Origin of the sequence: Mesorhizobium sp. NPDC059025, assembly GCF_042739655.1 — a bacterium.
Lineage (GTDB): Bacteria > Pseudomonadota > Alphaproteobacteria > Rhizobiales > Rhizobiaceae > Mesorhizobium.
On record NZ_JBHYIM010000040.1, the window covers coordinates 1 to 1,171 of the forward strand.

Consider the following 1,171-nt stretch of genomic DNA (forward strand, 5'->3'; position numbering starts at 1 on the left):
AGGTTGCGTTATAAATACAAGAAAGAAAGTTCGATAGATTATTTATCGGTGGTAGAGCCACAAGGACGTGGAGCCTGGCATTGTCATGTTTTAATGCGCTTTAATGATTTGGATAAGATTTATATTAAAAATGCTGAATTAAGGAGTCTATGGGGTTTAGGATTTGTAACAATCAAGTCATTAAAGGATATAGACAACATAGGAGCCTATTTGAGCGCTTATTTGACTGATATAGACCTAGAAGATGTCCAAGACAGGGAAACAGCCTTAAAAGTGGCTTCAGAGGGCTGTGAGGTGCAAACAAAGATCGTAGAAGGTCGGGAAAAGAAATTTTTAAAAGGCGGACGGCTGCACATGTATCCTTCCGGAATGAATATGTATCGAAAATCAAAAGGGATTGTTAAGCCGGAACGGGAAGAAATGAAGTTCGGAGACATAAAAAAAGTAGTGGGTTCGGCAAAACCACACTACGAGAAAAGTTATCATGTCGAAAATGACAATTTTGAAAACACAATTTCGTTTCTCCAGTATAACACAAAACGTGATTTTTGAAGCAAAACGGTTCCTCTTTATGGAGCCGTTTTTTTTATTTCCCGAAGGGTTATTTGTCAGAATGACAAACCGATTTCGAGCCGGCGAGAACCCATTGTCACACCACGATTTAGGGGGTGTGTATAAATGGGCACTCTCTGTGAAATTTGAAGCTTTGAAATTCCGAATGGCGCACTTATACACTCTGTCGAGTGAGTGCTAAAATGCTGAAGCATTTCCGTCAAGCGTGTGGAGGAATCTTGTAGAGAGATATAGCATAGATACCCGTATCTCTAGAGATATTTTGGTATATCCCTGCTATATCTATGGGGTATCTATGCTATATCTTTGGCTTCAAAAACGGCACCTGTTCTAAGAGCATAGAAACTCAACAGGCACAGCCTGTTTGACACCCTTTTTTTTAGGGTGGCACCGAGTTTCCTTATGCTCTTTTTCTCTGAAGCTAAACCTGTTTTATATGTCGTAGTCTTTTTATTGGGAGTGACCCCTTGCTGTACAATTTCCGGAGGTGCCGATAAGGGACGAATGTTCCCTTGTCGGTTGCCTTTGGGGATTGTAAGTGGTGAAGGAGCGGAATCAAAAGGAAACGAATTATCATTCCGAGTGTGCTTCTTTTTAC

General features: G+C 40.6%; 1 protein-coding gene and 1 pseudogene. One reads left to right on the top strand and one right to left on the bottom strand.

Translation table 11 applies throughout. The features are described from left to right. Positions 1-552, top strand: a pseudogene (locus ACFWYE_RS31000) (hypothetical protein); the annotation flags it as partial. 314 nt (positions 553-866) lie between these two features. On the opposite strand, the gene ACFWYE_RS31005 reads toward ACFWYE_RS31000, so the two are convergent. Next, positions 867-1,171: hypothetical protein (locus tag ACFWYE_RS31005; protein ID WP_379115826.1), on the bottom strand; the 305-nt coding region annotated here is incomplete at its 5' end.